At 68.2% G+C, this 21,401-nt stretch carries 22 protein-coding genes; 14 read left to right on the top strand and 8 right to left on the bottom strand.

Annotated features, from left to right (window positions below; translation table 11 throughout):
- Nucleotides 1-3: 3 nt before the first annotated feature.
- A complete protein-coding gene (gene rlmN, locus VGD28_RS14870; RefSeq protein WP_331029131.1) occupies nucleotides 4-1,188 on the bottom strand; it encodes a 23S rRNA (adenine(2503)-C(2))-methyltransferase RlmN in 1,185 nt (394 codons plus the stop codon).
- A 172-nt stretch (nucleotides 1,189-1,360) separates the two neighbouring features.
- Between rlmN and VGD28_RS14865 the strand changes: the two genes are divergently transcribed.
- Nucleotides 1,361-1,747 (top strand): DUF4168 domain-containing protein, encoded by a 387-nt coding sequence (locus tag VGD28_RS14865; protein ID WP_331029130.1) that lies wholly within the window; start codon nucleotides 1,361-1,363, stop codon nucleotides 1,745-1,747.
- A 28-nt stretch (nucleotides 1,748-1,775) separates the two neighbouring features.
- Here the strand turns inward: VGD28_RS14865 and VGD28_RS14860 are convergent, their stop codons facing one another.
- Nucleotides 1,776-2,240, bottom strand: coding sequence for an invasion associated locus B family protein (locus tag VGD28_RS14860; RefSeq protein ID WP_331029129.1), 465 nt, complete (start codon nucleotides 2,238-2,240; stop codon nucleotides 1,776-1,778).
- Complete coding sequence (locus VGD28_RS14855; RefSeq protein ID WP_331029128.1) at nucleotides 2,237-2,866, bottom strand: histidine phosphatase family protein; 630 nt, start codon at nucleotides 2,864-2,866, stop codon at nucleotides 2,237-2,239. The genes VGD28_RS14860 and VGD28_RS14855 overlap by 4 nt, the downstream gene beginning before the upstream one ends.
- 181 nt (nucleotides 2,867-3,047) lie before the next feature.
- Between VGD28_RS14855 and VGD28_RS14850 the strand changes: the two genes are divergently transcribed.
- The 3 genes from VGD28_RS14850 to VGD28_RS14840 all read left to right on the top strand — a co-directional run bounded on the left by VGD28_RS14850 (nucleotide 3,048) and on the right by VGD28_RS14840 (nucleotide 5,760).
- Nucleotides 3,048-3,644, top strand: a complete 597-nt coding sequence (locus tag VGD28_RS14850; protein ID WP_331029127.1) for an outer membrane protein — start codon at nucleotides 3,048-3,050, stop codon at nucleotides 3,642-3,644.
- Between the two features lie 179 nt (nucleotides 3,645-3,823).
- Entirely contained in the window at nucleotides 3,824-4,927 is a 1,104-nt protein-coding gene (gene dnaN, locus VGD28_RS14845; RefSeq protein ID WP_331029126.1) for a DNA polymerase III subunit beta, read from the top strand.
- 65 nt (nucleotides 4,928-4,992) lie between these two features.
- On the top strand, nucleotides 4,993-5,760 hold the full coding sequence (locus tag VGD28_RS14840; protein WP_331029125.1) for a Coq4 family protein: 768 nt from the start codon (nucleotides 4,993-4,995) through the stop codon (nucleotides 5,758-5,760).
- A gap of 157 nt (nucleotides 5,761-5,917) precedes the next feature.
- Here the strand turns inward: VGD28_RS14840 and VGD28_RS14835 are convergent, their stop codons facing one another.
- Entirely contained in the window at nucleotides 5,918-6,733 is an 816-nt protein-coding gene (locus VGD28_RS14835; protein ID WP_331029124.1) for an LD-carboxypeptidase, read from the bottom strand.
- Nucleotides 6,734-6,883: 150 nt separating this feature from the next.
- On the opposite strand from VGD28_RS14835, the gene VGD28_RS14830 reads away from it, so the two are divergent.
- The gene (locus tag VGD28_RS14830; RefSeq protein WP_331029172.1) at nucleotides 6,884-8,281 is read left to right on the top strand and encodes a glutamate ligase domain-containing protein; all 1,398 of its coding nucleotides are present in this window, start codon (nucleotides 6,884-6,886) and stop codon (nucleotides 8,279-8,281) included.
- Between the two features lie 131 nt (nucleotides 8,282-8,412).
- Here the strand turns inward: VGD28_RS14830 and fsa are convergent, their stop codons facing one another.
- Entirely contained in the window at nucleotides 8,413-9,066 is a 654-nt protein-coding gene (gene fsa / locus VGD28_RS14825) for a fructose-6-phosphate aldolase (RefSeq protein WP_331029123.1), read from the bottom strand.
- Nucleotides 9,067-9,151: 85 nt separating this feature from the next.
- Here fsa and VGD28_RS14820 point away from each other — a divergent pair, with 85 nt between their 5' ends.
- The gene (locus VGD28_RS14820; RefSeq protein WP_331029122.1) at nucleotides 9,152-9,802 is read left to right on the top strand and encodes a DUF2490 domain-containing protein; all 651 of its coding nucleotides are present in this window, start codon (nucleotides 9,152-9,154) and stop codon (nucleotides 9,800-9,802) included.
- A gap of 3 nt (nucleotides 9,803-9,805) precedes the next feature.
- Here VGD28_RS14820 and VGD28_RS14815 read toward each other — a convergent pair whose 3' ends face one another.
- Entirely contained in the window at nucleotides 9,806-10,255 is a 450-nt protein-coding gene (locus VGD28_RS14815; protein WP_331029121.1) for a hypothetical protein, read from the bottom strand.
- A 68-nt stretch (nucleotides 10,256-10,323) separates the two neighbouring features.
- Here VGD28_RS14815 and VGD28_RS14810 point away from each other — a divergent pair, with 68 nt between their 5' ends.
- The 3 genes from VGD28_RS14810 to VGD28_RS14800 all read left to right on the top strand — a co-directional run bounded on the left by VGD28_RS14810 (nucleotide 10,324) and on the right by VGD28_RS14800 (nucleotide 15,722).
- Nucleotides 10,324-12,489 (top strand): primosomal protein N', encoded by a 2,166-nt coding sequence (locus VGD28_RS14810; RefSeq protein WP_331029120.1) that lies wholly within the window; start codon nucleotides 10,324-10,326, stop codon nucleotides 12,487-12,489.
- Between the two features lie 52 nt (nucleotides 12,490-12,541).
- A complete protein-coding gene (locus VGD28_RS14805) occupies nucleotides 12,542-14,101 on the top strand; it encodes a hypothetical protein (RefSeq protein WP_331029119.1) in 1,560 nt (519 codons plus the stop codon).
- A gap of 67 nt (nucleotides 14,102-14,168) precedes the next feature.
- Complete coding sequence (locus tag VGD28_RS14800; RefSeq protein WP_331029118.1) at nucleotides 14,169-15,722, top strand: trypsin-like peptidase domain-containing protein; 1,554 nt, start codon at nucleotides 14,169-14,171, stop codon at nucleotides 15,720-15,722.
- Between the two features lies 1 nt (nucleotide 15,723).
- On the opposite strand, the gene ada is transcribed toward VGD28_RS14800, so the two are convergent.
- A complete protein-coding gene (ada, locus tag VGD28_RS14795; RefSeq protein WP_331029117.1) occupies nucleotides 15,724-16,758 on the bottom strand; it encodes a bifunctional DNA-binding transcriptional regulator/O6-methylguanine-DNA methyltransferase Ada in 1,035 nt (344 codons plus the stop codon).
- Nucleotides 16,759-16,872: 114 nt separating this feature from the next.
- On the opposite strand from ada, the gene purE reads away from it, so the two are divergent.
- The 5 genes from purE to VGD28_RS14770 all read left to right on the top strand — a co-directional run bounded on the left by purE (nucleotide 16,873) and on the right by VGD28_RS14770 (nucleotide 21,005).
- On the top strand, nucleotides 16,873-17,358 hold the full coding sequence (gene purE, locus VGD28_RS14790) for a 5-(carboxyamino)imidazole ribonucleotide mutase (RefSeq protein WP_331029116.1): 486 nt from the start codon (nucleotides 16,873-16,875) through the stop codon (nucleotides 17,356-17,358).
- Nucleotides 17,359-17,369: 11 nt separating this feature from the next.
- The gene (locus VGD28_RS14785; protein ID WP_331029115.1) at nucleotides 17,370-18,437 is read left to right on the top strand and encodes a 5-(carboxyamino)imidazole ribonucleotide synthase; all 1,068 of its coding nucleotides are present in this window, start codon (nucleotides 17,370-17,372) and stop codon (nucleotides 18,435-18,437) included.
- Between the two features lie 104 nt (nucleotides 18,438-18,541).
- The gene (locus VGD28_RS14780) at nucleotides 18,542-19,069 is read left to right on the top strand and encodes an RNA polymerase sigma factor (RefSeq protein ID WP_331029114.1); all 528 of its coding nucleotides are present in this window, start codon (nucleotides 18,542-18,544) and stop codon (nucleotides 19,067-19,069) included.
- On the top strand, nucleotides 19,066-19,557 hold the full coding sequence (locus tag VGD28_RS14775) for a hypothetical protein (RefSeq protein WP_331029113.1): 492 nt from the start codon (nucleotides 19,066-19,068) through the stop codon (nucleotides 19,555-19,557). The genes VGD28_RS14780 and VGD28_RS14775 overlap by 4 nt, the downstream gene beginning before the upstream one ends.
- Nucleotides 19,554-21,005: an alpha/beta fold hydrolase gene (locus VGD28_RS14770; RefSeq protein WP_331029112.1), complete on the top strand. Its 1,452-nt coding sequence runs from the start codon at nucleotides 19,554-19,556 to the stop codon at nucleotides 21,003-21,005. The genes VGD28_RS14775 and VGD28_RS14770 overlap by 4 nt, the downstream gene beginning before the upstream one ends.
- A 77-nt stretch (nucleotides 21,006-21,082) precedes the next feature.
- Here the strand turns inward: VGD28_RS14770 and VGD28_RS14765 are convergent, their stop codons facing one another.
- Complete coding sequence (locus VGD28_RS14765) at nucleotides 21,083-21,379, bottom strand: hypothetical protein (protein ID WP_331029111.1); 297 nt, start codon at nucleotides 21,377-21,379, stop codon at nucleotides 21,083-21,085.
- Nucleotides 21,380-21,401 lie beyond the last annotated feature (22 nt).

Here is a 21,401-nt window from a genome sequence, read left to right as displayed (position 1 = left end):
ACCCTAACCCAGCGCGGCCTGCTTTTCCTCCGCCAGCCGGTCGAGCTCGGCGCGCGACTTCTTCTCCGCCGCGGTCTTGAGCTGGCCGCATGCCGCATCGATGTCGCGGCCGCGCGGGGTGCGGGCGGGCGCCGAGATGCCCGCGCCGAACACGATCTCCTGGAACGCACGGATGCGCTCGGGCGTCGAGCATTCGTACGGCGCGCCGGGCCAGGGGTTGAACGGGATCAGATTGACCTTGGCCGGCAGCTTGTACTGCTTGATCAGCCGCACCAGCTCGCGCGCGTCCGCGTCGCTGTCGTTCTTGTCCTTGAGCATCACATATTCAAAGGTGATGCGGCGGGCATTATTCGCGCCGGGATAGTCGGCGCAGGCCTGGAGCAGCTCCTCGATCCCGAACTTGCGGTTCAGGGGCACGATCTCGTCGCGCACCTCCTTGGTCACCGCGTGGAGCGAGACCGCGAGGTTGACGCCGATCTCCTCGCCCGCGCGCTCCATCATCGGCACCACGCCGCTGGTCGAGAGCGTGATGCGGCGCTTGGACAGCGCGAGCCCGTCGCCGTCCATGACGATCTTCAGCGCGTCGCGGACATTGTCGAAATTGTAGAGCGGCTCGCCCATGCCCATCATCACGATGTTGGTGAGCATGCGGCCCTCGGGCGTGCTCGGCCATTCGCCCAGCGCGTCGCGCGCCAGCATCACCTGCCCGACGATCTCGCCCGGCTCGAGGTTGCGGACCAGGCGCATCGTGCCGGTGTGGCAGAAGCGGCAGTTGAGCGTGCAGCCGACCTGACTGGAGACGCACAGGGTTCCGCGATCGGCGTCGGGGATGAACACCATCTCGTAATCCTGGCCGTCGTCCGAGCGGAGCAGCCATTTGCGCGTGCCGTCGGTCGAGACCTGCGCCTCGATGACTTCGGGGCGCGAGATCACGAAGCGCTGCGCCAGCCACGGCTGCATCGTCTTCGAGATGTCGGTCATCAGCGCGAAGTCGGTCACGCCACGATTGTAGATCCAGTGCCACAGCTGCTTGGCGCGCAATTTGGCCTGCTTGGGCTCGAGCTGCGACGTCTCCAGCGCCATGCGCAGGTCATGCCTGGACAGGCCGAGCAGGTCGATTCGCCCGTCCGCACGCGGCTTCAGCGTTCGCGGAACGGGCACGGGATCGATGTGCCCGGGAATGGGCATGGGGGCGGCCGAAGCTGTCTGCATCGCGCGCATATAGGCGAAAAGCGGGCAAAAATCCACACCCCAACTCATCCCGTCCACGGCTCGCCGCGTCGAAGCGGGATTGCGGCAACCGCATCGCGCTGGAAGCATTCGGGCGGGGGCAACCCGAGTTTGCTTTGGAGAATAAGACATGAAGTTTCGCCATGCCCTGCTGCTGGCCGGCGCCACGCTGATCGCCACGCCCGCACTGGCCCAGGACGCCACCGCGCCCGCCGCGCCCGCGCAGGAGGCTGCCCCGCCGACCTCGACCGCGGCGCCCTCGACCGTGACCGATGCGGAGCTCAAGCAGTTCGCCAAGGCCGCGCTGGCCGTGGACAAGGTGAACAAGGACACCGCCGTTCCGGCCGCCGACAAGCAGAAGAAGATGGCCGAAGCCGTATCGGGCAGCGGCCTGCCGCCCGCGCGGTTCAACGAGATCGCGCAGGCGTCGCAGGCCGATCCGGCGCTGCAGCAGAAGGTGCAGGCCGCGATCGTCGCCGAGCAGCAGGCTTCGCCCGCCCCGGCGCCGACCCAGTGATCGTCCCCCCCGGGTTGCGCGGACCGGCCTAGCGCCGCGCGCAGCCCATGGCGGCGGCGTCGATCGCGGTGGCTGCACCCTTCAGGGCGTAGGTATCCGCGAAGGCGCCGCCGCCACTCGCCAGGCTCTCGACGCTCATGCTGCGGCTCGACCGCATCGCCGCGACGATCGCGGCATCGGTGCGCGGATCGGGCGCCCAGGCGTCATCCGGCCCGGCGATCAACTCGAATCGCCGCTCCCCTACCGATAGCGTGACCTTGGCGCGCGGATCGCGCGCGCGGCTAAGGCGGATGTGGAGCTGGTTGCGCGCGCCGCTGCCTGGCCAGTTGGCGACGCTGGCGAAGGCACCCCGCGCGTTCTGCGGCGGCTGGCTGATCGCATAGCAGCGCTGCGGCGCGGCGTCGCGGAACGCCCCCCAGCTGTCGAACACCCCCAGCGCTTCGCGGCCCTGTTCCTGGAGCGCGCCGATCAACAAAAGCGCGGCGGCGATCATGCCGGGGCCCGCCCGGTGCCGGTGTGGATCACCGTCTCGATCCCCGCCTCGATCATCACCACCGAACCCTGAGGCAGCCCGCCGGCAACCGGCGTCTCGAACTCGGGATGCACATCGCACCCGGTCATCACCCCGCGCAACACCCGGCTCGAGATGCCGTGCATGATCACCAGCCGGTCGCCCGCATCATCATCGGTATCGGCAAGCCAGGCCCCGACGCGTTTGGCGATCTCATGGTAATATTCGCCTTCGGGCGCGACCCGCAGCAAACCGCCCGCTGCGACCACCTCGCCATATTCGGCAGCCAGCTCGGCATAATAGCGTCCGCCCCATACCCCCGTGCCGATCTCGGTCAGCCGCGGATCGTGGCGCGCGCCGTGCCAGTCGAGCTCGAGATGCTCGGCAATCACCGCCAGCGTCTGAAGCGCCCGCCCGGTGTTGGAGGACCAGAGCGTCAGCTTTGGCCTTGCGCCCAGATGATCCCGCAGCGCCCGCCCCATCTCGTCCGCCTGCGCGAAGCCGGCGCGGGTCAGCGGCGTATGCGCATGATCGCCCTGCAGGCGGCGCGCGGCATTGAACACCGTCTCGCCATGGCGGGCGATGAAGTCGCGGCCCAGTCTCGCCATCTGCACTGGCCTCCCCCGTTGCCGCATATGCTGCGCCCGCGTTGCCCTGCCCGAATCTAGGGCGTGCTGTGGCCCAAAAGCAACGGTTTTCCGCGTTTATCCGGGGTTCATGCAACGCAGCATGATTTGGCGCATTGAGCCGGTTCCCGCCCAAGCGGGGTGTATCTGTACAGGAGTTCTTATGCGTAAACTGGTTCTGGCCGCACTGGCCGCGAGCGCGATGACGGCCCCGGCCTTCGCGCAGGACGCGACCTTCACCGGCCCTCGCGTCGAGGCTCTGGTCGGCTATGATGCGGCGAGCGACGGCACCGACGGCGATGCCGGATCGAGCGACGGCGTCACCTATGGCGGCGCGATCGGCTATGACGTCCAGCTCGGCGGCGCGGTGATCGGCGCCGAGGCCGAGCTGACCGGTTCGAGCGTCGACACCCGCGCCGACAGCCTGCTCGCCGCGGGCGACCGCCTGGTGGTCGACATGGGCCGCGACATCTATCTCGGCGCGCGCGCCGGCGTGGCGATCACCCCGACCACGCTGCTCTACGCGAAGGGCGGCTACACCAACGCCCGCGTCAACACGACCTACGAGACCGGCAGCAGCCGGACCGAGATCAGCGAGGACATGGAAGGCTTCCGCGTCGGCGCGGGCGCCGAGTTCAAGCTGAGCGGCAACGCGTATCTCAAGGGCGAGTACCGCTACTCGAACTACGGCAAGATCGATGGCTACGACATCGATGTGGACCGTCATCAGCTCGTCGCCGGCGTCGGCATCCGCTTCTGAGGCGGCCGCGACTCGGCACCGTCCACAGATGATGCCCAAAATGATGCGATACGAAGGGCCGGGGCGCTTGCTCCGGCCCTTTTTCGCGTTAAGGATATCTCGAACTTCCGACGGCTATCCGTGCGCCGTCTGGCAGCCTGTTGTCTTTGGGGGCCGCCGCCCCGGGGGTTTGAATACACATGAAAGCGACGATCGAACGCGCAACGTTGTTGAGGGGCCTGAGCCACGTCCAGTCGGTGGTGGAGCGGCGCAACACGATTCCGATCCTGTCCAATGTCCTGATCGAGGCCTCGGCCGAAGGATCGCTGCGGCTGATGGCGACCGATCTCGACCTGCAGATCGACGAGACCGTGCCCGCCGCGGTCGATCAGGCCGGCGCCACCACCGTGTCGGCGCATACGCTGTTCGACATCGCACGCAAGCTGCCTGAGGGTTCGCAGGTCGAGCTGACCGCGGCCGAGGGCAAGATCAAGATCAACGCCGGCCGCGCCAAGTTCGAGCTGGGCACGCTACCGCGCGACGACTTCCCGGTGATCGCCGAGGGTGAGCTGCCGACCGTCTTCGAGCTGTCGGCCGAAATCCTCAAGCAGATCATCGACAAGACCCGCTTCGCGATCTCGACCGAAGAGACGCGCTATTACCTCAACGGCATCTTCCTGCACGTCGCCGACGACACGCTGAAGGCCGCGGCCACCGACGGCCACCGCCTCGCCCGCGTCACCGTCGCCCGTCCCGACGGCGCCGAATCGATGCCCGACGTGATCGTGCCGCGCAAATGCGTCGCCGAGCTGCGCAAGCTGCTCGACGAGGTCGACGGCTCGGTCGGCGTATCGCTGTCGGGCTCGAAGATCCGCTTCGATCTCGGCGCCGCGATCCTCACCTCGAAGCTGATCGACGGCACCTTCCCCGACTACAGCCGCGTGATTCCCACGGGCAACGACAAGATCCTGAAGATCGATCCCAAGAGCTTCATGGAGGGCGTCGATCGCGTCTCGACCATCGCGACCGAGAAGACGCGCGCGGTGAAGATGGCGCTCGACCGCGACCGCATCACCCTGTCGGTCACCAGCCCCGACAACGGCACCGCCGCCGAGGACGTGCCCGGCGACTATGCCGCGCAGCCGTTCGAGATCGGCTTCAACTCGCGCTACCTGATGGACATCCTCGGGCAGGTCGAGGGCGATCTGGTCGAGGTGCATCTGGCCGACGCCGCCGCGCCGACGCTGATCCGCGAGAACGACAAGTCGCCCGCGCTGTACGTCCTGATGCCGATGCGGGTCTGACCTGGGGTCTTGAACAGCGCGCGACAATGGCTTATTAACACGCTTGTCAGTAAGGATAAGCGATCATGGCCACGCAAGCGCAGCCGCCCGTCCAGGCGATCGACTGGGGCAAGCCCCGCAAGCGCGAATGGGGCACGGCCCTGCGCGCCTTGCTCAAGCTGCTCGGCAATGCCGACGATACGGTCCAGGTGTTCCGCATCATGCGTGCGCTCAATGGCGACACAGCGGCGAAGAACTATCGCAAGCTGCTGACGACGCCGCAGGGCGGCCGCCTCGCCTATCAGCGGATCGAGCTGTCCGAACGCTTCTCGGATCGCGCGTGGATCGATTCGCTGCCCGAAGGCAGCGTCGGCGCCGCCTATCGCGCGTTTCTCGACCGCACAGGCTATTCGGCCCAGGGGCTGGCGGACGTCAGCTATGCCGACGCGGAGGTCGAGCGCAACGTCGAGCATCCGCACGCCTGGTTCGGCCGCCGCGAGCGTGACATCCACGACATCTGGCACATCCTCACCGGCTACCAGGCCGACGAGCCGCTGGGCGAGGCATGCCTCGTCGCCTTCTCCTACTCGCAGACCGGCGGGCTCGGCTGGGCGTTCATCGGCGCGGGCGCGGCGCTCAAGAGCCTCAAGATCACCGGCAAGCGCACCTTCGCCAAGGCCGTGCTCGAAGGCCGCCGCCACGGCAAGCGCGCCAAATGGCTTTCGGGCGAGGATTACGAGGCGCTGATGTACGAGCCGCTCGACGCAGCGCGCGAGCGGCTCGGGATCGAGGAGCCGAAGATCTATCGCCAGGCGCAGGCCGAACTGCAGGCGGCCGGGCTGATCGGGCTCTGACACTCCATTCAATCCTCCCCCGCCAGGGGGAGGTGTCAGCCATAGGCTGACGGAGGGGGCGGATACAGTGCGCTCAATAGCGTGCCGCCGCCCTCCCCCTCCGTCACGCTACGCGTGCCACCTCCCCCTGGCGGGGGAGGATTAAACACCTGCCGCCCTACGCCACCCCGAACGGCACCACGCGGTTGAGCGCGATGTGCCCGATCCCCGACCGGCCGAGATAGGGCACGCCCATCTCGCGGCACCAGCGGATGATCATCTGCTCGAGCGATTCTCCGAACGGCACGTCATTGTCGACGATATCGGTCACCGCACCCAGCCGCACGCCGGCGATGCCCTGAAGCTGTGTGGCGTGCGCCATCTGGAACAACATCCGGTCGATCCGGTACATCGGCTCGCCCACCTCCTCGATATGCAGCACATGGTCGGTGAGATCGGGCAGCCAGGGCGTGCCGATCATCGCTGCCAGGATCGCCAGATTGAATGCGGCGGCGGGCCGCCCGTCCAGCGTCGGCTCCAGCCCGCGGCGGTCGCCGTCGATCAGCCAGCCGAGCACCCAGCCCGCGTCCACGCCCTTGTCGTCGCGGCCCATCGCACTCGCCATTGATCCGTGCGCCTGGCGCCCGATCCGCCGGGCATAGAGCGCGCCGAGCATGAACCCCATGTCCGAATAGCCGATATAGGTCTTGTTGCGCGCCGCCGGGCCGAGCTGCGGCATCGCCATGTCGAGGATGCGGTTCGACCCATAGCCGCCGCGCGCGAACCAGATCGCGTCGAATGCGGGATCGTTGGCGAACTCCAGGAACGCCGCGGCGCGATATTCGTCCGGTCCGGCGAAATGGCCCTCGGTGACGAAGCATTGCGGGTGGAACACGATCTCGTGCCGCGGATAGGTCAGCGCCATGAACGCCTTCATCCGCACCGCCGATTCTTCGGTCACTGTTCTCGCCGGTGCGACGACGCCGATACGCATGCCCGAGCTACTCCGCCTGCCCGTTCGGGCTGAGCTTGTCGAAGCCCCGCCCTTCTTCCTCGAAGAAAGTACAGCCCTTCGACAAGCTCAGGGCGAACGGAGGTCGGGATAGCTTGCCCCGCCCTCTTTAAGCGGCGATAGCCCGGCATGATGCAACACGGCAAATCCTGTTTTTTCGTCGGGATCGGGGGCAGCGGCATGATGCCGCTCGCGATGATCCTGGCCGGGCAAGGCACGAAGGTCGCCGGATCCGACCGCAGCCTCGATTCCGGGCGCCTCCCTACCAAGTTCGATGCGTTGCGCGCGCTCGGCATCGATCTGTTCCCGCAGGACGGCAGCGGCATCGCCTCGCCTGATCAGACGGTGATCGCCTCCGCCGCGGTCGAGGATACCGTGCCCGACATGATCCGTGCGACCGAACTCGGTTGCCCGCGCATGACCCGTGCCGAGCTCAATGCCGCACTGTTCAACGCCGCCGGCACCTCGATCGGCATCGCCGGGACCAGCGGCAAGTCGACCGTCACCGGCATGATCGCATGGATCCTCCACGCGCTGGGCCGTGACCCAACCGTGATGAACGGCGCGGTGATGAAGAATTTCGTCCGCCCCGACGCGCCCTTCGCCAGCGCGCTGGTCGGCAGCGACGATTTCTATGTCAGCGAGGTGGATGAGAGCGACGGCTCGATCGCGCTCTACAGCCCGCATGTCGCGGTGCTCAACAATGTCAGCCTCGACCACAAGTCGCTCGAGGAACTGCGTACCCTGTTCGGCGACTTCGCCGCCAAGGCGCGCACCACGATCGTCAATGTCGGCGATGCCGAAAGCGCCGCGCTGGCGATGGCGCTCGACCGCAACCGCACGGTGACCTTCGCCATCGAAAGGGACGCCGATCTCTCGGCCCGCAACCTTGAGCTCGAAGCCTTTGCCGTGCGCTTCGATCTGGTGACGCTGGACGCCAACCTCCCCGTCCGCCTCGCCGTGCCGGGCCGTCACAACGTCGCCAATGCGCTCGCCGCGATCGGTGCAGCAGTAGCGGCGGGCATCGCGCTTCTCGACGCCGCGCGCGCGATCGAAGGCTTCACCGGCCTGCGCCGCCGCTTCGAGCTGGTCGGCACCGCGAAGGGCGTCGCGGTGATCGACGATTTCGGGCACAACCCCGACAAGATCGCCGCCACGCTCGACACGCTCCATGCCTTTCCCGGCCGCGTCCTCGCGCTGTTCCAGCCGCACGGCTACGGCCCGCTCAAGGTGATGCGCCGCGAGCTGGTCGCGATGTTCATCGACAAGCTCGCGCCCGGCGACCAGCTCGTCCTGCCGGACCCGGTCTATCAGGGCGGCACGGTGACGCGCGAGGTGACGAGCGCCGACATCATCGCGGATATCGCCGCATCGGGCCGCGACGCACGCCACATCCCTGATCGCGCCGCCGCCGCTGCGCACCTCGTCGCGCAGGCGAAGCCGGGTGACCGCATCGTCATCATGGGCGCGCGCGACGACACGCTAAGCCTGCTGGCGGCGGAAATGGTGGAGACGCTGGCGAAAAGCTAAATCCTCCCGGCACGGGGAGAGGGACCGTGCGGAGCACGGTGGAGGGGGCAGGCCACGAAGCACAGCGCTTGAGGAAAGCCCCTCCGTCAGCGCTTCGCGCTGCCACCTCCCCGTGCCGGGGAGGATCGGAATCAGCCGATTGTCTGGCCCGTCTTCGCCCAGTCGGCGAGGAAGCCTTCGATGCCCTTGTCGGTCAGCGGATGCTTGACCAGCTGGCGGATCACTGCGGGCGGCGCAGTCATTACGTCGGCGCCGAGCTTGGCCGCCTCGAGGATATGGATGGGATGACGCACCGATGCGACAAGGATCTCGGTCGCGAAGTCGTAATTGTCGTAGATCAGGCGGATATCGCTGATCAGCTGCATCCCGTCGAAACCGACATCGTCGTGGCGGCCGACGAAGGGCGAGACGAAGGTCGCCCCGGCCTTCGCCGCAAGCAGCGCCTGGTTGGCGGAGAAGCACAGCGTGACGTTCACCATCGTGCCGTCGTCGGTCAGCGCCTTGCAGGTCTTGAGGCCGTCGATCGTCAGCGGCACCTTGACCGCGACATTGTCGGCGATCTTCCGCACCACTTCGGCCTCGCGCATCATGCCTTCATGGTCGAGCGCGACGACTTCGGCCGAGACCGGACCCTCGACGATCTTGCAGATCTCCGCGACCACTTCGAGGAAGTCGCGACCCGCCTTGTGGATCAGCGACGGGTTGGTGGTGACGCCGTCGAGCAGCCCCGCCTCCGCCAGCTCGCGAATGTCGTTGGTGTCGGCGGTATCGGCGAAGAACTTCATGGGCTCACCTCGGATGAATGACAATTCGATGACGACGCGTTAAAGGCGCGACTCTGTTTCACGCGGCCTCTAACACCGGAAACCGATGCGCTCCATCCTTCTCGTCCTGCCGGTCACGCTGGTGCCCGCATCGGCGTTCGCCCAGCAGGTGGACGAGCAGCTCTGGCTGCAGACGAACGTCCACGTCCCCATCGCCAACAAGACGCGGCTGACGATCGAGGGGATCGCCCGCTGGAGCGACCGCAACGACGGGCTGTTCCATACGGAGATCGGCGGCATCCTGAGCTACAAGATCGCCGACAATGTCGAGATCGGCTTCGGCTATCGCCACGTCGCAGGGCATAACGGCAACACCGCCGATGATGAGGACCGGTTGCGCCAGCATGTCGTCGCGACCTTTGGCCGCATCTCGACCCGGCTGCGCGTCGACGAGCGCTTCCACCCCGATGGCGACGAGATCGGCTTCCGCGTCCGTCCGCTGGTCCGCTACAATCATCCGATCGGCAAGGGCTTTGCCTTGTTCGCCAGCCATGAGAGCTTCATCATGGCCAACAGCACGGATTGGGGGCAACGCTCGGGCTACGACCGGATGCGCAACATCGCCGGTGTGGTGATCCCCGTGTCGAAGAAGCTCAGCGCCGATGTCGGCTATCTCAACCAGTACCGGTTCGGCAAAGCCGGCGCGCGCGATCAGATGGATCACGCGATGACCGTTCAGCTCAGCCTCTCGCTCTGACTCTCACTCGGGCGCGACCAGCATCGTCTTCGCCGCCGGCTTGTCGAGCCTGGTGAGATAGAGCCGGTACAGGCCGGGCTGCAGATCGAAGCGCACGATCTTGCGGATCGTCGAGCAGTGCGGACCGTGGCCGTGCGCCATCGATTTGAGCGCGTCGCCGCCCGTCGTGCCCGGCACCACGTCGATCCAGCCGCGCTGGTCGAGCGCGATCCCGTAGCGGCCAGCCTTGTCGATCCTGAATCCGATCATCACCGCGCCGCCCGGCTTGGTGCCCGCCGGCACGCCGGAAAGCCTCGCGGCATCACCGGCCTGCAGCGTCACCGCCTTGTTGACCCCCAACCCTCCTGCCGATGCGGACCAGCCCGAAAGCTCCGCGGGCAGCGCCGTATCGGTCGCGGCGCATTGCGGCGCGGCGGATGCGGCCTGAAACAGCAACAGGGCGGCGAGCAGCATCGCGAGTCTCCTTCGCGTCGTGCGATAGCGCTTTCCTACGCGCGCCGGAATGTCGATATGACCTCTCAATGTCCCGCGCCCGCGTCATCGTCCTCAACTCAGCCCTCGGTCCGCTCGACTATCGCGTGCCGCATGGCATGGCGGTCGAGCCGGGGTCGATCGTCGTCGCGCCGCTGGGTCCCCGGCAGCTGGTCGGGGTGGTGTGGGAGGCGGAGCGGCTTCCGGTCGAGGAGATCGGCGACAACCGCCTGCGCAACCTGCTTGCGGTCGCCGATGCCCCGCCGGTTCCCGCGCCGCTCCGCCGTCTGATCGAATGGACGAGCGACTATTATCTCGCCCCGCTCGCCTCGGTGCTGCGCATGGCGCTTTCGTCCACCTCGGCGCTAGAGGGGGGCAGGACGATCGTCGAGTATCGCGCGAGCGGCGCGCTACCCGAACGCATGACCGCTCAGCGCGAGCAGGCGCTAGAGCGAATCGGCGACCGGCAAGGCCTGATCCGCGAGCTGGCGACGATCGCCGACGTCTCCGAGGGGGTGATCCGCGGCCTCGTCAAGACCGGCGCGATCGAGGGCGTCGCGGTCGATCTCGACACCCCTTACCCGATGCCCGATCCGGCCTTTGCTCCGCCTGAGCTGTCGGATGTTCAGGCCAGCGCGGCCTCGACCCTGCGGCAAGCGATCGCAGCCGAAGCCTTCCAGCCCTTCCTGCTCGACGGCGTCACCGGCTCGGGCAAGACCGAAGTCTATTTCGAGGCGGTCGCGGCTGCGATCGAGGCTGGCCGCCAAAGCCTCGTCCTGCTCCCCGAAATCGCGCTGACCGAACCCTTCCTCAAGCGCTTCCACGCCCGGTTCGGGGTCGAGCCGGTGGCATGGCATTCGGGCCTGCGCCAGTCGCAGCGCCGGCGCGCCTGGCGCGCCATCGCGGGCGGCGAAGCGCTGGTCACCGTCGGCGCGCGCTCGGCGCTGTTCCTTCCCTACCCCAATCTCGGCCTGATCGTGGTCGACGAGGCGCACGAGACCAGCTTCAAGCAGGAGGAAGGCGTCCACTATCACGCGCGCGACGTCGCGGTGATGCGCGGCCATTTCGAGCGCTGCCCCGTGGTGCTCGCCAGCGCCACCCCGGCGATCGAGACTCGCCAGCAGGTGGCGCTCGGCCGCTATGCCGAGGTCAAGCTGCCCGGCCGCTACGGCGCCGCGGAAATGCCCGCGATCGAGGCGATCGACCTGCTCGCCGAGCAGCCGCCGCGCGGCCGCTGGCTGGCGCCGCGCCTGGTCAACGCGATCGAGGCGACGCTGGAGCGCAAGGAGCAGGCCCTGCTGTTCCTCAACCGCCGCGGCTACGCTCCGCTCACCCTCTGCCGCACCTGCGGCCATCGCTTCCAATGCCCCAACTGCACCGCATGGATGGTCGAGCATCGCCTCATCAATCGCCTCGCCTGCCATCATTGCGGCCACACCATCCCCACCCCGCGCGCCTGCCCCGAATGCGATACCGAGGACAGTCTGGTCGCCTGCGGCCCCGGCGTGGAGCGCATCGCCGACGAGGTCGCGGCGTTGTTCCCCGAGGCGAAGACCGCGATCGTCACCTCCGACACCATCTGGTCCCCCGCCAAGGCTGCCGAGTTCGTCAATCGCATGGAAGCGGGCGACATCGACATCGTCGTCGGCACGCAGCTGGTGACCAAGGGCTATCACTTCCCCAACCTCACGCTGGTCGGCGTGGTCGATGCCGATCTCGGCCTCGAAGGCGGCGATCTGCGTGCCGCCGAGCGCAGCTTCCAGCAGATCATGCAGGTCGCCGGGCGCGCCGGGCGCGGCGAGAAGCCCGGGACCGTCCTCATCCAGACCCACAGCCCCAAGGCGCCGGTGATGCGGGCATTGGTGAGTGGCGATGCCGAGAGCTTCTACGCCGCCGAGACGGAAGCCCGGCGCGAGGCCGGCGCGCCGCCCTTCGGCCGCTTCGCCGCGATCATCGTCAGTAGCGAGGACAAGGACGCGGCGCTCGAGACCGCCCGCCTGATCGGCCGCGCCGCGCCGCGCGTGGAAGCGATGCAGGTGTTCGGCCCCGCCCCCGCTCCGCTTGCGATGCTGCGCGGCCGCCACCGTTTCCGCCTGCTGGTCCATGCCCGCCGCGCGCTCGACGTGCAGGACGTGATCCGCGACTGGCTGGGCGGGATCGAATGGTCCGCCAAGGTGCGCGTCGTCGTCGATGTGGACCCGTACAACTTCCTCTAGCCTTGCCGAACCGCTTTGGCTTAGCCTCGGGCGTTGAACGAGGGGGCTCGAGATGATTCAACGGATAATCGCGCTGGCGCTGGCGCTGCTTGCACCCGCCGCCGCGCAGGCGGAATGGCACGAGGCCAGCTCGGACCATTTCGTCGTCTATTACGAGGGCAGCGCCGAGCGCGCGGGGCGCTTCGCTGCCGATCTCGAGCGCTACGACAAGGCGTTGCGCGTCGCGCGCGGCATTGCCGATACGCCGCCGGGCGCCGCCAACCGGGTCACCGTCTATGTCGTCAGCGGGACCGATGCGGTCGAATCGCTGTCGCGCCGCGACAATGTCGCCGGTTTCTACATCGGCCGCGCGGGCGGCCCGCTTGCCGTCGTTCCGCGCCGTGCGGGCGACGGCGACAAGAACGATCTGTCCGCAACCATGGTGCTGCAGCACGAATATGCGCACCATTTCATGTTCAGCAACTGGCCTGGCACGGCGTTTCCGAGCTGGTTCATCGAGGGCTTTGCCGAATTCCACGCGACCGCGCGGATCGATGACGATGGCGGCGTGGTTCTGGGCGCACCGCCGCAATATCGCGGCCATTCGATCCTGAACGGCAACTGGCTTCCGCTCGACAAGCTGCTGGTCGCCGAAACGCTCAAGCTGACCCCGGGCGAACGCGGAGCGCTCTACGGGCGCGGCTGGCTGCTGACCCACTATCTGGTGTTCAGCCAGCAACGCGACAAGCAGCTCGCCGCCTATCTCAACGAGCTCAACGCCGGCAAATCGCCGCTCGCTGCCGGCCAGGTGTTCGGCGACCTGAAGCAGCTCGACCGGGAACTCGAGCGCTACAAGCTCAGCCGCTTCGCGATGCGCAAGGTCACTGCGGAGGCGATCAAGCTGGGCGAAGTGAAGGTGCGGACGCTGCGGCCGGGGGAGGCCGCGATCATGAGCGTGCGGATCCGGTCGAAAGTGGGGGTCAATGCAAAGACCGCGCCCGGCGTCTATGCCCGCGCAGTGAAGGCCGCCGCGCCCTATCCCAACGACCCCGCCGTACAGGTCGTGCTGGCTGAGGCCGCCTATGATGCGCGCGACTATGCGGCGGCGGAGGCCGCGGCCGATCGAGCGATCGCGGCCGATGCCAAAGCGATCGATGCGCATATCTACAAGGCGATGGCGCGGATGGCGCTCGCGCGTCAGGCCAAGGACCGCTCGCCGGCGACGTGGAGCGCGATCCGCAAGGTCATCACCGCAGCCAACCGTCTGGACCCCGACGATCCCGAGCCGCTGATCCTGTTCTACCGCAGCTATGGCATGGCCGGGCTGCCGCCGACCGAGAACGCCAAGAAGGGGCTGATGTACGCTTTCGGCCTTGCGCCGTTCGACATGGGCCTGCGCATGAATGCGGCGTTGATGCAATTGCGCGACGGCAAGCCCGACATGGCGCGCGCGATGCTTCGCCCGATCGCCTATAACCCGCATGGCGGCGCGCGCAGCGCTGCCGCGGCCAGGATCATCGCGCAGATCGATGCCGGCAACGCCAAGGATGCGGGCGTCGCGGCCGAGACGGACGAGGGTGCAGATGACGATGCGGACAAGGGCAAGGAAGGTCAGGGCGACCCGCCGGCCTGAGCGTCTTCCGCACCGCTTGGCCCCGCACCGCTTGAACCGGCGCGGCTTTTGACCGAAGGCATCGGTCATGGCGCTGCATCCAGTATCGAAGATTCGAAATCTCGCGGCTTCGCTGCTCGTTGCGGCGCTCGCATTGCTGACCCTGGCTCCCGTCCCCGCGCGTGCCGACGACATCTCGGCCGCCGGGCGCGGCGTGGTTCGGATCGTCACCATCGCCACCGCTGAGGGCGAGGTGGTCGGTTTCGGCCATGGCAGCGGCTTCGCGGTCGCGCCCAATCGCGTGCTCACCAACGCGCATGTGGTGGAAGCGGCGGAACGCTATCCCGGCAATGTGATGATCGGCATCGTCCCGTCAGAGGGCGACAAATCCTATCAGGGCCGGTTGATCGCGATCGATGCCGACCGCGATCTGGCGCTGGTCGAATTCGGCGGCATCCGCCTTCCCACGCTTACCTTCTACAACGGCCCGGTGAACGAAGGGGATGCGATGATCGCGCTCGGCTATCCGGGCAATGTCGATCTCGCCACCGCGCGCTCGGCCACCGACTTCATCACCCCGCTCTCGCCGATCCGCTCGCAGGGCGTGTTCTCGGGCCGGCGCAACCTGCAGGGGGTCAACGTCCTGCTCCACACCGCAGGAATCGCGCGCGGCAATTCGGGCGGCCCCCTGCTCGATCCGTGCGGACGCGTGCTCGGCGTCAACGCCGCGATCACCCGCAGCGAGGAAGGCGATGCCAGCTTCGGTTTCGCGGTGGGCAATGACGAAGTCGCAGCCTTTCTGCGCGAGGCGGGCCAGCAAATGCCCGTCAACGGTGTCGCCTGCACCAGCATCGCCGAACGGCTGGCGCAGGACCGCAGCGAGGCCGAGCGCGCGAAAGCTGCCGACGAAGCCAAGGCGCGCGAGGACGCCGCCCGCAACGCCGCCGACCGCGAGAGCGCGCTCGACAAGGCGCTGGTCGACAATTTCGCGGTGCGCGAGAATTTCATGGCGGGTGCCGGGCTGTTGCTGGTGCTGGGCGTCGCTAGCCTCGGCGTCGCCGGCTTCTTCCACACACAGGGGAAGCGCCGCGAGACGATCTGGGCGGCGAGCGGCGGCGGCGTGCTGGTCCTCGCCGCATTCATCCTGTTCTTCCTGCGCCCCGCTTTCGATCCGACTGCGATCGCGAATGCGGCACAGGTCACCCTCCCTCCGCCCTCCACACAGACGAGCGGTCTCGGCAAGATGGTCTGCACGATCGACCCCGCCCGGTCGCGCGTCACCGTGTCGAGCACGCAGGACGTGCACATCGACATCAACGCCGACGGCTGCGTCAACGGCCGCACGCAATATGCCGAGACCGGCCAGCGCAACTGGCAGCGGATCCTGGTGCCCGACGAGGAGCAGACCGTCTCGGTGCTGGAATATGCCCCCGCGACGCGGACCTATTCGACCACGCGCTACCTGCTCTCGTCGCGTCAGATGGCGGACGCGCGCAAGCTGCGCAGCGACGTGAAGATCAAGGCATGCTCGACCGACCCGGCGGCGCGCGCCGATCTCGCCGCCAAGCAGCAGGCGGTCCGCACCGCGCTGCCCCAGGTGTTCAACGAACGGCTGGTCTATGGCTGCAAGCCGGCGGGCTGATCTAGTCCGCCACGCCCTCGCGCCGCCGCAGCACCTTCTTGCGATCGACGCCATAGGCATATCCGCCCATGCTCCCGTCGCTCCTCTGCGCGCGGTGGCAGGGGATGACCACCGCGACATTGTTGGCACCGCATGCCGTACCCGCCGCGCGCACCGCGCCCGGGCTGCCCGCGGCTACCGCGAGCTGGGCGTAGCTCACCGTTTCGCCCGGCGGCACCGTGCGCAGCGCCTGCCACACCGCCTCCTGAAAGGCGGTGCCGCGCACGTCGAGCGGCAGGTCGGCATGGCGGCCGGGCTGCTCGACCTCCGCCACCACCCGCAACGCCAGCTCGGCGAGCGCCGCGCCGCCGGGAACGATCTCCGCCCGCGGGAATCGGGTGGCCAGGCTCAGGCTGTCCTCATCAAACGCGACGCGGCACAGCCCCTTGTCCGTCGCCGCGATCAGCAGCGGGCCGAGGCTGGTATCGGCCACCGTCCAGCGGATCGTCACCCCAGCGCCGCCGTTGCGCCATGCGCTCGGCGTCATGCCGAGGCGCGCATTGCTCGTCTCGTAGAAGCGGCTCGGTGCTGAGTAACCCGCCTCATAGATCGCGCTCGTCACATTGTCCTCAGCGGTCAGCGCCTCGGCCGCGCGGCGGGCGCGCAGCGAGCGGGAATAGGCCGCGGGCGTGACCCCGGTGGCGCGCTTGAACAGGCGCTGGAAGTGATGCGGCGCATAGCCGACCCGGGCCGCCAGCTCGTCGAGCGTCACCGGCTCCTCGGCCGCTTCCAATAGCGCCACCGCCTGCGCCACCGCGATCCGCTCGCGCCCGATCTCGTCGGGCTTGCAGCGCAGGCAGGCGCGCAGGCCGGTGGCGCGGGCGCTGTCGGCGTCGGGAAAGAAGACGACATTCTCGCGTTTGGGGTGCCGTGCAGGGCAGCTCGGCTTGCAATAGATGCCCGTGGTCAGCACGCCCGCGATCACCCGCCCGTCATAGGCGCGGTCGCGGCGCTCGAAGGCGGCCCAGGCTTCCTCGTCGGAGATCATCTTGCTCATGGTGCCGATATAGGCGCCCCGCACAAGCCTCGCTTCCCGCCGCTTGCTTCCAAAGCTTGATGCAATGCGCGCACGCCACTAGGGGGACGCTTTCCCGCAATGCAGGGGCAAGGAATGGCGGACGCACCTCTGGTCGGCATCATCATGGGCAGCACCTCCGATTGGGAGACGATGCGCCACGCCGCGGACGTGCTTGCCGAGCTCGGCGTGCCGCACGAGACCAGGGTCGTCTCTGCCCACCGCACCCCCCAGCGCCTCTATGATTACGCCACCGGTGCGGCGGATCGCGGGCTCAAGGTGGTGATCGCGGGCGCGGGCGGCGCGGCGCATCTGCCCGGCATGGCGGCGTCGATGACGCATCTGCCCGTGCTCGGCGTGCCAGTTGAATCGAAGGCGCTGAAGGGCATGGACAGCCTGCTCTCGATCGCCCAGATGCCCGGCGGCATCCCGGTCGGCACACTCGCGATCGGCAAGGCGGGCGCGATCAACGCCGGCCTGCTCGCCGCCGCGATCCTCGCCACCGCCGACACCGCCCTCGCCGACCGCGTCAAGGCATGGCGCGCGCGCCAGACCGACAGCGTCGCCAACGATCCCGAATAAGCCGAAGCCCAATGACCGCGATCCCGCCCGGCAGCACCATCGGCATCCTCGGCAGCGGTCAGCTCGGCCGAATGCTGGCGGTCGCGGCGGCGCAGCTTGGCTATCGCTGCCACATCTACGCGCCCGAAAGCGGACCCGCATGCGATGTCGCGGCGGCGTTCACCCAGGGCGATTATAACGATGCCACGTCGCTGGCAGCATTCGCCAAGGCGGTGGACATCGTCACCTATGAGTTCGAGAATGTCGACCCGCGGGGCATCGCACACCTCGCACCGATCGCACCGGTTCGCCCGGGCAGCCGCGCGCTCGACATTTCGCGCGAGCGCCCGACCGAGAAGGGCTTCGTTCGCGACCAGGGCGGCACCACCGCGCCGTTCCGCGAAGTCACCAGCCTCGCCGGGCTGGAGGCCGCGGTGGCCGAGATCGGCGTCCCATCGATCCTCAAGACCTCGATGTTCGGTTATGACGGCAAGGGCCAGGCGCGGCTCGCATCGCCCGACGACGCGACCGCCGCCTGGGAAACCGTGGGCGGCCAGCCTTCGGTCCTCGAAAGCTTCGTCACCTTCGCGCATGAATTCTCGATCATGCTGGTGCGCGGCCTCGACGGTGCCACCGTCCACTATCCCGCGCCGCTCAATGTCCATCGCGACGGCATCCTCGCCACCTCGACCATCCCCGCCCCCGCGCTGGTGCAGACGCAGGTCGAAGCCGCGGTGGCGCTCACCACCAAGCTCGCGCACGCGCTCGACTATGTCGGCGTGCTGACCTGCGAATTCTTTGCCACAGCCGATGGCCCGGTATTCAACGAGATGGCCCCGCGCGTCCACAATAGCGGCCACTGGACGATCGAGGGCGCGGTCACCTCGCAGTTCGAGAACCATATCCGCGCAATCTGCGGCCTACCGCTCGGCTCGACCGCGCTAACCGGCGCGTCGGTGGAGATGGACAACCTCATCGGCGACGAAGCCGATCAATGGCCCGCCCTCCTCGCCGAGGGCGATGCCCATCTCCACCTCTATGGCAAGCACGAGGCCCGTCCCGGCCGCAAGATGGGCCATGTCACGCGGGTGTGGCGCTAGCGTAGCACTGCCGCATTTTACGTGAACCTTTTCGGACCTGCAGCGACTACCCTGGAAACACTCCGGGGCGAACGATGCGGCAACCAGGCGGCAGTGAACGGCAAATGGCAGATGACGAGCTGCTCGTCATCCGTTGCCAACTGGGTGAGCGCGCTGCGTTCGACGCGCTGGTCGCGCGCTGGGCCGCTCCGGTTGCGGCCCATGCCCGGCGCGTGACTCAGGACGGCGATGCGGCGGCGGAGCTGACACAGGATATCTGGCTGCGTGTCTTCCGCGGGCTCGGCCGGTTGCGCGATCCGCAGCGGTTCCGGTCGTGGCTGTTCGGCATCGCCCACCGTGCCTTTGCCGACAGTCTGAGACGGCGCTATGCCGCCCCGCCGCTCGCCGGCGAGGATGCCGACACGCTGATCGACGAGATGGTCCCGGACCATGAGAATGTCGATCGCATCGAGCGGGGCCTGGCGCGGCTGCCGCCCGTCGAGCGCGAGATCCTGACCCTGTTCTATCTGCAGGAGCTGTCGATCGGGGAGATCGCGGAGGCGTTGGCGATCGCACAGGGGACCGTCAAGTCACGGCTGCATCGCGCCCGGAAGCTGCTCCGCGATGCATTCCAAGAAGGAGAAGAGCGATGATCGCAACCCTGGATGCGGATGCGCGCAACGCCGCCCACCGGATCGCCGAAGCGGAGCTTTCCTCCGCCCCTCGCCTGGCACATGGTGCATTACTGGCGGTGGCGCTGACGATGACGGTGGTGACCGCCTCGCTCGGCCTGACTGAGCCCGGCCTGCCGCCGCGGACGGCGATCGCGTTCGCGGTGCTGACGGCGATCGGCCTCGGCTGGACCGGCTATGCGGTCTGGGTGCTGACCCAGCGGCGCGTGCTCTATGCCCGGCAGCGCGTTATCGCCGGCTGGCTCGCCGTGACCTTCACCTCGATCTTCACGCTCGGCGCCTTCACGCTCGGCCTTGCCGCGGACTTGCCGGCCGGGCTGGCCGCCGGTGGACTCGGGTGCATGCTCATGGCAGCCGCGCTGCTGCTCCTGGCGCGCGCCCGGCGGCGCCTCGCGGCGCTTACCGATCGCCTGCGCCAGCTCGAAGCGGCGCGCGGGAGCGAGGCATGATGCGCGCGCTCCGTTGCCCCGGCATCGCCCTGGCGCTGGCAGCGGCCAGCCCGGAGGCGGCCGCCGGCACCTGCACGCCGGAGATGCGTCAGGCCGCCACCCGCATGCTCGCTGCGCCGGATGGCCGGCACATCGAGGTCGCGACGGGCTTCGTCCGCGTTCCCGAGCGACGGGGCGGCGCAGGCAGCGCCGCGCGGCACATCGACCTCGCCGTGATCCGGCTGCGCTGGGCGGACGCGGCGGCGACATCCGCCGCGAACATGCTGCTCGCCGGCGGACCGGGCGATTCGGGCACCCGCCTCCTCTCGGGCCTTGCCGCGCCGCAAGCGGCGGCGTTGCTCGATCTGACGGGCAACGACGTGATCGCGTTCGATCAGCGCGGCACGGGCCGCTCGCAGCCCGGTCTCGCGCTGCCCGACCCGGTGCAGCTCCCGCTCGACGCACCGGGATCGCCCGTGACATGGGTCCCGATCATCGACCGCGCCGCCCGGCTCGCCGCGGCCCGCTTCGCCGCGGAGGGCGTGCGCCTTTCATCCTACACCACCGTGGAAAGCGCCGACGATGTCGATGCCGTGCGGCGCGCCTGCGGCTATGAGCAGCTCAATCTCTGGGGCCGCAGCTACGGCTCCCACCTCGCGCTCGCGACCGTGCGGCGGCATCCCGCCAGCATTGCGCGCATCATCCTGGTCAGCCCCGAGGGTCCCGATCACACGCTCAAGCTGCCCGCACAGACCGATGCCGTGATCGCTCGCATCGCCGCGCGCGCCGGCGCGCCGGAACTGCCCGCGACCATGCGCGCGGTGTTCGGTCGGCTGCGCCGTTCGCCCATCACCCTTTCCGTCACCGATCCGACGAGCGGCGCGGCACGCGCGGTGACGATCGGCGAATTCGACCTGCAATTGCTCACCGCGCAGGCACTGGGCGACCCACGCCTGCTGGCGACCCTCCCGATCGCGTTTCGCGAGATGGCGGCCGGAAAGTTCGATCGGATCGGTCCGGCAGTGCTGACGATGCGCACGCGATACCGGCTGGGCTCGGCCATGAAGTACATGATGGACCTGGCATCCTATGCCAGCCCCGCGCGGCTCGCCCGGATCGGTACGCAAGCGGGCAGCGCGCTGCTGGGCAATGCGATGGACTTCCCGCTGATGGAGCTGCGCGGCGCGTGGCCCGACGCCGATCTCGGGGAGGCCTATCGCCGCACCGTGCGAAGCGACGTGCCCGCGCTCATTCTCGCCGGCGACCTCGACGCGCGCACCCCGGTCGAGAATGCGCGCGAGATCGCCGCCGGCCTTCCCCGCGCGCAGGTCGTGGTCGTCGAGAATGGGGCGCACGAGTTCGACCTGTTCGGCAATCCCGCGCTGCGGCCCGTGCTTCAGGATTTTCTGGCAGGCCGCCCGGCTCGCGTGAAGCAGGTCGCGCTGCCGCCGATTCCGTTCCAGCGGTGAGAGCGCCAGTCCTCGAATGAAAGGGCCCGCCTCCCTCGCAGGATGACGGGCCTTTCATCTCAGCGATTTACCTACGCTCAGGCGCGAACGCCCTCCATCGGGAAGCTGCCGAACGCGCCCGCGGTGACCGATCCCTTGATCGTGTCGCCATCGACCGTCGCTTCGATCGTCAGCGTCATCGGCATCGGCACGGTGATGTCGACCGCCCAGCTCAGCTTGTCACCATCGACCTTGCCGTTCACGTCGGTCGTGCCCATTGCGCCGGCATAGGTGCCCGTGAACGTGTCGCCCGCGCTGTTCACAGTCAGCGTCGCCTTCTGGTCGCCCATCGGCGAGTGGGTGACGGTGTCCCAAGTGCCATCGACATTCGCCATGCTCATCTCTCCTGTCATTCGG

The sequence above is a fragment of the Sphingomonas sp. genome (assembly GCF_036402235.1).
GTDB lineage: Bacteria > Pseudomonadota > Alphaproteobacteria > Sphingomonadales > Sphingomonadaceae > Sphingomonas.
Note: the sequence above shows the minus strand (reverse complement) of the source record. Positions and strands in the feature narration are given on the sequence as shown.

What these genes read in the sequence shown, in the direction of transcription:
- rlmN (WP_331029131.1), bottom strand. Translation starts at nt 1,188, where the DNA reads ATGCCCATTCCCGGGCACATCGATCCCGTGCCCGTTCCGCGAACGCTG.
- VGD28_RS14865 (WP_331029130.1), top strand. Translation starts at nt 1,361, where the DNA reads ATGAAGTTTCGCCATGCCCTGCTGCTGGCCGGCGCCACGCTGATCGCC.
- VGD28_RS14860 (WP_331029129.1), bottom strand. Translation starts at nt 2,240, where the DNA reads ATGATCGCCGCCGCGCTTTTGTTGATCGGCGCGCTCCAGGAACAGGGC.
- VGD28_RS14855 (WP_331029128.1), bottom strand. Translation starts at nt 2,866, where the DNA reads ATGGCGAGACTGGGCCGCGACTTCATCGCCCGCCATGGCGAGACGGTG.
- VGD28_RS14850 (WP_331029127.1), top strand. Translation starts at nt 3,048, where the DNA reads ATGCGTAAACTGGTTCTGGCCGCACTGGCCGCGAGCGCGATGACGGCC.
- dnaN (WP_331029126.1), top strand. Translation starts at nt 3,824, where the DNA reads ATGAAAGCGACGATCGAACGCGCAACGTTGTTGAGGGGCCTGAGCCAC.
- VGD28_RS14840 (WP_331029125.1), top strand. Translation starts at nt 4,993, where the DNA reads ATGGCCACGCAAGCGCAGCCGCCCGTCCAGGCGATCGACTGGGGCAAG.
- VGD28_RS14835 (WP_331029124.1), bottom strand. Translation starts at nt 6,733, where the DNA reads ATGCGTATCGGCGTCGTCGCACCGGCGAGAACAGTGACCGAAGAATCG.
- VGD28_RS14830 (WP_331029172.1), top strand. Translation starts at nt 6,884, where the DNA reads ATGCAACACGGCAAATCCTGTTTTTTCGTCGGGATCGGGGGCAGCGGC.
- fsa (WP_331029123.1), bottom strand. Translation starts at nt 9,066, where the DNA reads ATGAAGTTCTTCGCCGATACCGCCGACACCAACGACATTCGCGAGCTG.
- VGD28_RS14820 (WP_331029122.1), top strand. Translation starts at nt 9,152, where the DNA reads ATGCGCTCCATCCTTCTCGTCCTGCCGGTCACGCTGGTGCCCGCATCG.
- VGD28_RS14815 (WP_331029121.1), bottom strand. Translation starts at nt 10,255, where the DNA reads ATGCTGCTCGCCGCCCTGTTGCTGTTTCAGGCCGCATCCGCCGCGCCG.
- VGD28_RS14810 (WP_331029120.1), top strand. Translation starts at nt 10,324, where the DNA reads ATGTCCCGCGCCCGCGTCATCGTCCTCAACTCAGCCCTCGGTCCGCTC.
- VGD28_RS14805 (WP_331029119.1), top strand. Translation starts at nt 12,542, where the DNA reads ATGATTCAACGGATAATCGCGCTGGCGCTGGCGCTGCTTGCACCCGCC.
- VGD28_RS14800 (WP_331029118.1), top strand. Translation starts at nt 14,169, where the DNA reads ATGGCGCTGCATCCAGTATCGAAGATTCGAAATCTCGCGGCTTCGCTG.
- ada (WP_331029117.1), bottom strand. Translation starts at nt 16,758, where the DNA reads ATGAGCAAGATGATCTCCGACGAGGAAGCCTGGGCCGCCTTCGAGCGC.
- purE (WP_331029116.1), top strand. Translation starts at nt 16,873, where the DNA reads ATGGCGGACGCACCTCTGGTCGGCATCATCATGGGCAGCACCTCCGAT.
- VGD28_RS14785 (WP_331029115.1), top strand. Translation starts at nt 17,370, where the DNA reads ATGACCGCGATCCCGCCCGGCAGCACCATCGGCATCCTCGGCAGCGGT.
- VGD28_RS14780 (WP_331029114.1), top strand. Translation starts at nt 18,542, where the DNA reads ATGGCAGATGACGAGCTGCTCGTCATCCGTTGCCAACTGGGTGAGCGC.
- VGD28_RS14775 (WP_331029113.1), top strand. Translation starts at nt 19,066, where the DNA reads ATGATCGCAACCCTGGATGCGGATGCGCGCAACGCCGCCCACCGGATC.
- VGD28_RS14770 (WP_331029112.1), top strand. Translation starts at nt 19,554, where the DNA reads ATGATGCGCGCGCTCCGTTGCCCCGGCATCGCCCTGGCGCTGGCAGCG.
- VGD28_RS14765 (WP_331029111.1), bottom strand. Translation starts at nt 21,379, where the DNA reads ATGGCGAATGTCGATGGCACTTGGGACACCGTCACCCACTCGCCGATG.